The sequence below is a fragment of the Peptoniphilus timonensis JC401 genome (assembly GCF_000312025.1).
GTDB lineage: Bacteria > Bacillota > Clostridia > Tissierellales > Peptoniphilaceae > Peptoniphilus_A > Peptoniphilus_A timonensis.
On sequence record NZ_HE978598.1, the window covers coordinates 48,454 to 57,705 of the forward strand.

The window sequence follows — 9,252 nt, forward strand, 5'->3', positions numbered from 1 at the left end:
AATTTAACTAATCTTTGCTCCTGATTTAATATCAGCTAAAGTTGATGCAAGGCTTAAATTATCTTCATCATCTGCTGCAGCAAGGATCATTCCCTTGGATTCTACTCCTCTTAACTTAATTGATTTTAAGTTAACAATCATTAGGACTTTCTTGCCAATTAAATCTTCTTTTTTGTAATAGTTTTTGATTCCAGAAACGACTTGTCTATCCATATCTCCAACTTTTAATTTTAGTACAAATAATTTGTCAGCATTTGGATGATCTTCTACATCAAGGACTTCAGCAACCCTAATATCAAGTTTATCAAAATCTTCTATTGTAATTTCTTCTTTTATATCTTCTTTATCCTTTTTATCTGTCATAGTTCTTGATTTTAGAAGAGCTGTATTTTCTTCATTGAACTTTTCAATTTCAGCATCAATATCAAGCCTTGGGAAGATAACTTCTCCCTTTTGTACCTTAGTTTCATCAGGAAGGAGTCCAAAAACTCTTGAATCTTCCCAATTTATATTATCATCAAGACCAAGTTGTTCTCTTATTTTTAGAGATGTTTCCTTTATAAATGGATAAATTAATACAGAAACAATTCTAAGACTTTCTGCCAAATTATATAAAACAGTATTTAGTCTGTCTTTTTTATCTTCATCTTTTGCCAATTTCCAAGGTTCAGTTTCATCAACATACTTGTTAGTTCTTCTAATAAGTTTCCAAATTGCTTCTAAAGCCACAGAAAATTCATAATGTTCCATTGCCTTTTCAACTTCGTCGACAACAGAAACTGCAAGATTTTCTAAATCATCGTCGACATCTTCTCTTATTCCCATATCCTTTATAATGCCATCATTATATTTAGAAATCATGGAAACAGTTCTTGAAAGTAAATTTCCAAGATCATTTGCAAGGTCAGAGTTAAGTCTTTGCATGAATTTTTCTATGTTAAAAGATCCATCAGATCCAAAGGAGAATTCACGTAACAAGAAATATTTAAGGGCGTCAACGCCGTAAAGTTTTATAATTGGTTCAGGATAAATAACATTTCCCTTAGACTTGCTCATCTTGTCGTTATCAAATAAAATCCAGCCATGACCAAATACCTTTTCTGGAAGTGGCAAATCAAGTGCCATTAAAAGAGCTGGCCATATAATAACGTGGAATCTAATAATTTCCTTTCCAACAAAATGAACACCTGCTGGCCAATAATCCTTAAATTTATTTTCATCGCTTCCATAACCAATCGCTGTCAAGTAGCAAGTTAGAGCATCAATCCAAACATAAACAACGTGCTTAGAATCAAAGGGAACTTTTACTCCCCAATCGAAAGTTGATCTTGAAACAGAAAGATCTTCAAGTCCGCCTTCGCCTTCGAAGAAGTTTCTAACCATTTCATTTTTTCTAAAGGCAGGTTCAATAAATTCTGGGTGATCTTCATAATATTTTAAAAGTCTGTCCTTGTATTTTGAAAGTCTAAAGAAGTAAGATTCTTCGTGAGTTAGTTCAGTTGGTCTTCCACAGTCAGGGCAAGTGTGGCCTTCTTCTAATTGAGCTTCAGTCCAGAAAGATTCGCAAGGTTTACAATAATATCCTTCATATTCGCCCTTATAAATATCTCCCTTGTCATAAAGCTTTTGGAAAATATTTTTAACATCTTCTTCGTGGTCTTTATCAGTAGATCTCACAAAATAATCGTAATCAATATCCATAATAGACCAAAGTTTTTTGATATTTTTGACTATTCCATCAACATATTCCTTTGGCTCCATGCCAAATTCTTTAGCCTTATCTTCTATCTTTTGACCGTGTTCATCAGTACCAGTAGTAAAGAAAACATCATATCCTTGCATTTTTTTAAATCTCTTAACACAGTCAACTGCAACAGTGCAATAAGTGTGACCAATGTGAAGATTATCACTTGGATAATAGATTGGCGTTGTCACATAAAATTTTTTATTACTCATAAAACCTCCATAAAAAACCCAATCCAATGGGATAAGGTCTTGGCAAAATCTGTCAATATTCCGATAATTTTCTATATATATTAGAATAATTATAACTGAAGTCGCCTATAAAATCAATTTCAAGGGTCTAATTTATCAACTTTAACTTACTTTTGGGAAGAAAAAATAGATTTTTAAAGCCAAATTTATAATATTGATGTATAATAAGTAATTGTTTCTTAAAATATTTGAAGATGTTTTTATTTACATAGGAGGTTTTTATGAAAAAAAGTTATTTAAGTGGCATAATTTTTTCTGCTTTTATTGCTGTTTTTGCCTACTTCTTGGGCAAAAAATTCCCAGTAGTTGGTGGACCTGTCTTTGGGATTTTACTTGGCCTTATTTTAAATAATTTCAATAGACCAAATTCACTCGAAGCTGGAATTAAGTTTACATCAAAAAAGATTTTACAATATGCCGTAATTCTTTTGGGTTTTGGTTTAAATCTCAGGGAAGTAATTGTCGTTGGAAAGTCATCTCTTTTAATAATTTTATCCACAATTTCTACTGCCCTTATTATTTCTTATCTTGCAGCAAAATTTTTAAAGATCGATTCTAATATTGCAACTCTAATTGGAGTTGGTTCGTCAATTTGTGGAGGCTCTGCCATTGCCGCAACTGCTCCTGTAATTGATGCAAAGGATGAAGATGTTGCGACTTCTATTTCTGTAATATTTTTGTTTAATATTATCGCAGCTTTAATTTTCCCCACACTTGGGGTAAAGCTTGGCATGACTCACACAGGTTTTGGCATGTGGGCAGGCACTGCTATTAACGATACTTCTTCAGTCGTTGCAGCGTCTGGAACTTGGTCAACAATGTTTAATGACGACACTGCTCTAAATTATGCAACTATTGTAAAATTAACTAGAACTCTTGCTATTATCCCAATAACTTTAGTTCTTGGAATAATAAAATCAAAGGAAAACACTAAAAAAGTTAGCATCTTAAAAACTTTTCCAACTTTTGTTTTATTTTTCCTACTTGCATCAATTTTGACAAGTTTACTTCCACTGTCTAATACTTTCTTGTCAGCAATGAAGTTTTTGTCTAAGTTTTTTATAATTATGGCAATGACAGCAATTGGCCTTAATACAGATATTAAGAAATTAATTTCTCAAGGTGGCAAGGCAATAATTGAAGGAGCTCTATGTTGGATAGGCATAATTTTTATGAGCTTATTTATGCAAAACTTGCTTGAAATTTGGTAATAATTTCATATTAATTTTTTGCAGCCTTAAAGGGCTGCTTTTTTTGGGCAAAAAATAAAGACCCTCTCGAGTCTTTAAAATTTATTAAAAGAAAAATTTATAAAATCCTTATAAAACCATAGATAAGAATTCTCTCGCCCTCTCAGTTTTTGGATTTGAGAAAAATTCCTTTGAGTCTTCGTCTTCTGCTATGACTCCCTTGTCCATAAAGAGAACTCTATTGGAAACGTCTCTTGCAAAACCCATTTCATGTGTTACAACAAGCATAGTAAGTCCTTCATCTGCCAATTCCCTCATTACATTTAAAACTTCATTAACCATCTCAGGGTCAAGAGCTGATGTTGGCTCATCGAAAAGAAGGACTTCTGGGTTCATAGCAAGAGATCTTGCAATTGCAACTCTTTGCTTTTGTCCACCAGATAGTGATGTTGGTCTTGCATCTCTGAATGGATACATGCCTACTTTTTCTAAAAATTTGTCGGCAACTTTTACTGCCTCTTCACGAGATTTTTTTAGGACTTTTACTTGTCCAATGACGCAGTTTTCAAGAACAGTCATATTGTTAAAAAGATTAAAGGATTGAAAAACCATTCCCACATTGGTTCTATAATTATTTATAGAAGAAATATTTTCTAAGATATTTTCTCCATGATATCTTATTTCTCCAGAGTCTGGTTCTTCCAAGAGGTTAATACATCTTAAAAGAGTTGATTTTCCTGATCCAGATGATCCAATTATTGAAACAACTTCGCCCTTTTGAACTTTGAAATTTATTCCCTTTAAAACTTCATTTGCTCCAAAACTTTTGTGTAAATTTTCTATTTCAAAAATGCTAGTCATCTCACACCTCTTCCTTGACTTCTATAACTTCTGCTGTTGATTGAGATCCATAAATTTTATAAGTTCCATCTCCATCTAGTTTCTTTTCAATAAGTTTCATAATTTGGCTCACACTTACAGTTAATACTAAATAAATCAAAGCTGTTATAAAGAAAACTTCGAAATATCTTAGATAAGTACCTGCAGCTGACTTTGAAATGAAAAATAATTCTGAAACAGAAATTACATTTAAAACTGATGAGTCCTTTATATTTACAATAAATTCATTTCCAACTGATGGGATTATATTTCTAATAGCTTGTGGAAGGACAACTTCTGTCATTGTTTGCCAGTGTGTCATTCCAATGGAAAGAGCTCCTTCTGTTTGTCCCTTGTCAATTGAAATAATTCCACCTCTTATGATTTCTGCCATATAAGCTCCAGTGTTTACTGAAACTATTATTAAAGCTGAAGGCATGGCTGCCATATTTAAATTAAAATATTGTAGAGAACCATAGTAAAACATCATGGCTTGTACCATCATTGGTGTTCCTCTTATGACTTGAATATAAATTGTTATTATGGCATTTAAAATTTTAAGTCCAAGTCTTTTAAAAGCTGAAGATTTTTTATTTACTTTTGTGGTTCTAACTATTGCAATTAAAAGACCTATTAAAAAACCAATTAATGTACCCACAACGGCAATTATAATTGTGTTTATAGTCCCCTCAACAAAAAGGGGACCATATTCTTTTAATAAAAATCCTATCCATCCGAAAAAACTACTTGGCATCTTTTATCTCCCAGCCTTATCTTATTCGCCTAGTGGTTGGTTAACCACAGCTTCTTCCATTATACTTTGTCTTTCTTCTTCAGAAATTTTTGAAAGTGCGTCATTTACCTTTTCTAAAAGTTCAGTATTTCCTTTCTTAACTCCAACTGAAATTGAAGTGTCATCAACCGAAGTTTCAAATCCCTTGCCTTCTTCAAAGGCTACAAAAGTTAAGTCGTCATTTGCAGCAACTGCTGATAAAGCCCCTGGTCTTTCAGAAACATATCCATCAATTTTTCCACTTCTAATGGCAACTATCATTGCTGGGAAAGTTTCTAGGGCAGTAGATTTATTTACACCTTCAATTTGGTCAATTACTTCATAGTGGAAAGTGTTAAGTTGACCAGTTATATTTGCACCTGCAAAATCTTTTAGGCTACTTGCATTGGAATAAGCTCCATCTTTTTTAACTACAATTACAAGATCTGATGTGTAATAAGTATTTGAAAAGTCAAGAGTTTCTCTTCTTTCTGCTGTTGGACTCATGCCTGCTATAATTAGGTCAATCTTTCCAGAAGTTATTGCTGGAGTAAGTCCATTCCATTCAGTTTTTACAATTTCCAAATTTTTGTCCATAGAGTCAGCAATTTTCTTTGCTATTTCAACATCATATCCACCTGCATAACCACCAGATGCAATTTTGTATCCATTTTCTTCACTAGTTTGTGTCCAGTTAAAAGGTGCGTAGTCACATTCCATTCCAACTCTTAAAGTATCAGAATCAGCTGGTGCTGCTGCTCCATCTCCCTTTGAATTACATCCTGTTAAAAGCATTGTGCTTGCTAAAGCGCCTACTAGTAAAAATCTTGCTACATTCTTTCTTAAATTCATGATATACCTCCGTAAAATTCTTCGGTAACTATCAAAAAGTAATAAAAAAACAGTCTGGAAAACCAAACTGTTAAAAATGTCTAAAAATAAGACAAAGTATTTAACCTTAGATAGCTCCCCACATATTTGTGACAGTCATGCAAATATTCTCTGCATGCCCAGCATATTATTTATAACCAATAATATACTTCGGCGAATTTTCCTTTCATCTCTTGTCACTGCATGGTCTTGCTCAAAGAGATTACTGATAAAGTTCGCGCCTCTATCGTATTTTTCAATACAATTTATTTAATTGTTTCATCAATTATATATAGGAGATTTATAAAAGTCAAGGACAATTTTAATTTTTGTGACATTTTCTATAAATTTATTTGCTTTTTGTGTTTTCACAGGATTAAAAATCCAAAAATTTTATAAATACAAAAAAAGACTCCCAAAAGGGAGCCTTTAAAGTTATATTATAAACTTATTTCCACATGTCAACGTCAGAAGTTGAGTTTAGTCTTTCTCTATCGTGAGTGTTTGCTGCATCAAGAATGTTGTAGTAAGCCCAGAATCCTTCACTAACATCAGAGAATTTGTTTAGTGATGAAGTGTTCACATTGTTAAGTGAATTTTTGTTTGTATTTCTGTTAAATACAGAGTTTAGGATTGTAACAGCTTCTGCTCTTGTTATTTTTGCATTTGGTTTAAAGCTTCCATCTGGATAACCACTTACATTTTTGTTTCCATAAAGTTTGTCAATTGCGTCTTTTGCCCAGTGATCTTTAACATCTTGGAAGTCAGAAGAAGAATTCTTTTCGTTCTTAACATATCCAGAAATCATTTGTGCAAATTCCGCTCTTGTGATGCTTTCATTTGGTTTAAATGTTCCATTAGGGTAACCAGAAATTAAATTCTTTGCAACAACATAGTTGATTGCTTTAGAATACCAATCGTCATTTGCATCAGAGAATTTTGTCATTGAGCTTGTTCCAAAGTTAGTTCCACCATTTAAAAGTGTAGCAAACATTTGAGCTGCTTCTGCTCTTGTAACATTATCTTGAGGTTTAAATGTTCCATCAGGATATCCCTTGATATATGAGATTGCCTTAACTTGTTCAACTTCATTTCTTGTAACTTTGTAATCAATTTTACTTACTTCTTTGTCCTTGTCTTTAGCTTCAACTTTTATAGTTTCGCCATAGATTAGGGCTCTATCTAAGAAAGCAGTAAATACTCCAGCATTATTTACAGCAGTTGTACTGATTTTCTTTCCAGATGCATCGTAAACTGTGATTTCGTCACCAGTGTTTGCAGTACCCTTTACAAGTTTTTGTCCTGCAAGAGCTTCTGTAACTTTAAGCTTTTTATTTTCTACTTTTTTAGAATCAGTGTAGAATCTTAAATCATCAAGTTCTCTTTCTCTTATACTTTCACTTAAAACAACTGTGAAGTATGAGTTTTTGTCAGTTCTAAAGCTTCCAAGTAGTTCGCCATCCATATAAACTCTTATATTTTCAAAAGGATGATTTTTAATAAATCCGCTCAAAGTTCTACCCATAAGTCTAAGATCAGTTGCATCTATTTTTGATCCTTTGATGTCCTTGTAGTTGTCGTTTTTAACTTCTACATCTTTTGAATATCCGTATTCATTTTCAGCGTAAATTATTACGCTCTTACCTTCCTTGATGTCGTATTTAAAAGAGAAATCTCCGTCTTTATCAGCTCTTCCAATATATTTAGAGTTTCTAAATTCTCTATAATAGTCATCTCTAACATAAATTTTTGCATCAGCTGAAGTTTCGCCCTTGATATAAGTTCCATCGTATCTTACATTTCTAAGGCTTAGTTTTTCATATCTTCTTCTATTTTCTTCTTTTTCCTTTTCTTGGTCTTTTTTATATTTTTCTAATTCTTTTTCAGCTTTTTCTTTTGCTTCTTTTTCTTCTTTTGCTTTCTTTTCTGCAGCTTCCCTAGCTTTTTCAGCTTCTTCTAAAGCTTTTTCAGCGTCTGTTTGTTTATTTTTTTCATTTGTATCTGTCACTGAAGAACCTGGTTTTTTATCTGTTTCTGTACCTTCATTATTTGCGAAAGCAGATACTGGAATTGATGCTGCTAAAACTCCTGCAAGTGCAAGTGTTAAATATTTCTTACTATATGGTTTCATAATTTTCCTCCTAATTAAAATATAAAATATTCTCCTATTTCATACTATGTTACTGAGTTTAAATCCTATTTGTGATAAAAAAGTGATAATTTGTAGTTAACTAGCTAATTTAACATTTTCTTAACAATTTGTAATAAATGAGAAATAAAGATTTTCATTAAAAAGGACCTGCCTAAGCAAGTCCCATATTTTATTTAACTTTAACAAACAAGTCGTCTGCTTCTACACCGACTAAAATTGTGTCCCCGTCCATGACGTCGCCTTTTATTATCATCTTAGAAATTTTTGTTTCAAGAGCATGAGAAATATATCTCTTAACTGGTCTTGCTCCATATTGAGGACTGAAAGATGCATTTAAGATAAAGTCCAAAGCTCTGTCTGTAACTTCAATCTTGATATCTCGATCATCAAGTTTTCTTTCAACTTCTCTCACACTTTGCTTGATGATTCCATAAATTTCACTTCTTTGAAGAGGCTTGAACAATACAATTTCGTCGACCCTATTTAAAAATTCTGGTCTAAAAGATCCGCGGAGGTCACTCATAACATTATTTCTTGCATCTTCTTTAATTTTTCCTTCTTCGTCAATGCCGTCTATTAAGAAGTGAGATCCAATATTTGATGTCATGATTATAACTGTATTTTTAAAATCAACAGTCCTACCTTGATTGTCAGTAAGTCTACCGTCATCAAGTACTTGCAAAAGAATGTTAAAGACATCTGGATGAGCCTTTTCAATTTCATCAAATAAGATAACTGAATATGGTTTTCTCCTAACTGCTTCAGTGAGTTGTCCGCCTTCATCGTAGCCAACATATCCTGGAGGAGATCCCACAAGTCTAGATACAGAGTGTTTTTCCATATACTCAGACATATCTATTCTTATCAAATTTCTCTCATCATCAAAAAGTGTTTCTGTAAGTGCCTTTGCTGTTTCAGTCTTACCTACACCGGTTGGTCCCAAGAAAATAAAGGAACCTATTGGTTTGTTTCTGTCCTTTAAACCAGCTCTAGCTCTTAGGACTGCATCAGACACAAGTTCTATTGCCTTGTCTTGACCAATAACTCTCTTGTGAAGAATGTCTTCTAAGTTTAAAAGTTTTTCTCTTTCAGTTTTATTTAATTTTTCTACTGGAATTCCAGTCCATCTGCTTACAACATAAGCTATTTCATCTTCTGTGACTTCTTCTTTTACCATAGAAGATTCATCTTTTTTAGATTTTTCTCTATTTGCAAGCTCTTCTTTTAATTTTGGAAGAGTGCCATATTTCAATTCAGAAAGTTTTTCAAGGTCATAATTTCTCTCAGCTTCTTCAATTGCATGATTTGTATCTTCAATTTTTTTCTTTATGTCCTTTGTTGAGTCAAGTTCTTTCTTTTCTGCTTCCCATTTTGATTTTAATCTATCAAATTCA

At 32.6% G+C, this 9,252-nt stretch carries 7 protein-coding genes and 1 riboswitch; of the genes, 1 reads left to right on the forward strand and 6 read right to left on the reverse strand.

Features of this window, described 5'->3' with window-relative positions:
- Positions 1–3: 3 nt before the first annotated feature.
- Complete coding sequence (metG, locus tag HGPT_RS08420) at positions 4–1,956, reverse strand: methionine--tRNA ligase (RefSeq protein ID WP_019139408.1); 1,953 nt, start codon at positions 1,954–1,956, stop codon at positions 4–6.
- A gap of 260 nt (positions 1,957–2,216) precedes the next feature.
- On the opposite strand from metG, the gene HGPT_RS08425 reads away from it, so the two are divergent.
- Entirely contained in the window at positions 2,217–3,206 is a 990-nt protein-coding gene (locus HGPT_RS08425; protein ID WP_019139409.1) for a YeiH family protein, read from the forward strand.
- Positions 3,207–3,314: 108 nt separating this feature from the next.
- Here HGPT_RS08425 and HGPT_RS08430 read toward each other — a convergent pair whose 3' ends face one another.
- The 5 genes from HGPT_RS08430 to HGPT_RS08450 all read right to left on the reverse strand — a co-directional run.
- Positions 3,315–4,046, reverse strand: coding sequence for an amino acid ABC transporter ATP-binding protein (locus HGPT_RS08430; RefSeq protein WP_019139410.1), 732 nt, complete (start codon positions 4,044–4,046; stop codon positions 3,315–3,317).
- Between the two features lies 1 nt (position 4,047).
- Positions 4,048–4,818, reverse strand: a complete 771-nt coding sequence (locus HGPT_RS08435) for an amino acid ABC transporter permease (protein ID WP_019139411.1) — start codon at positions 4,816–4,818, stop codon at positions 4,048–4,050.
- Positions 4,819–4,839: 21 nt separating this feature from the next.
- Positions 4,840–5,688 (reverse strand): transporter substrate-binding domain-containing protein, encoded by an 849-nt coding sequence (locus HGPT_RS08440; protein WP_019139412.1) that lies wholly within the window; start codon positions 5,686–5,688, stop codon positions 4,840–4,842.
- A 103-nt stretch (positions 5,689–5,791) separates the two neighbouring features.
- A riboswitch (Lysine riboswitch) is annotated at positions 5,792–5,961 on the reverse strand.
- 193 nt (positions 5,962–6,154) lie between these two features.
- Entirely contained in the window at positions 6,155–7,837 is a 1,683-nt protein-coding gene (locus tag HGPT_RS08445) for an S-layer homology domain-containing protein (protein ID WP_019139413.1), read from the reverse strand.
- 190 nt (positions 7,838–8,027) lie between these two features.
- Positions 8,028–9,252 (reverse strand): AAA family ATPase (locus tag HGPT_RS08450; RefSeq protein ID WP_040542937.1); only part of this gene is annotated, 1,225 nt, incomplete at its 5' end.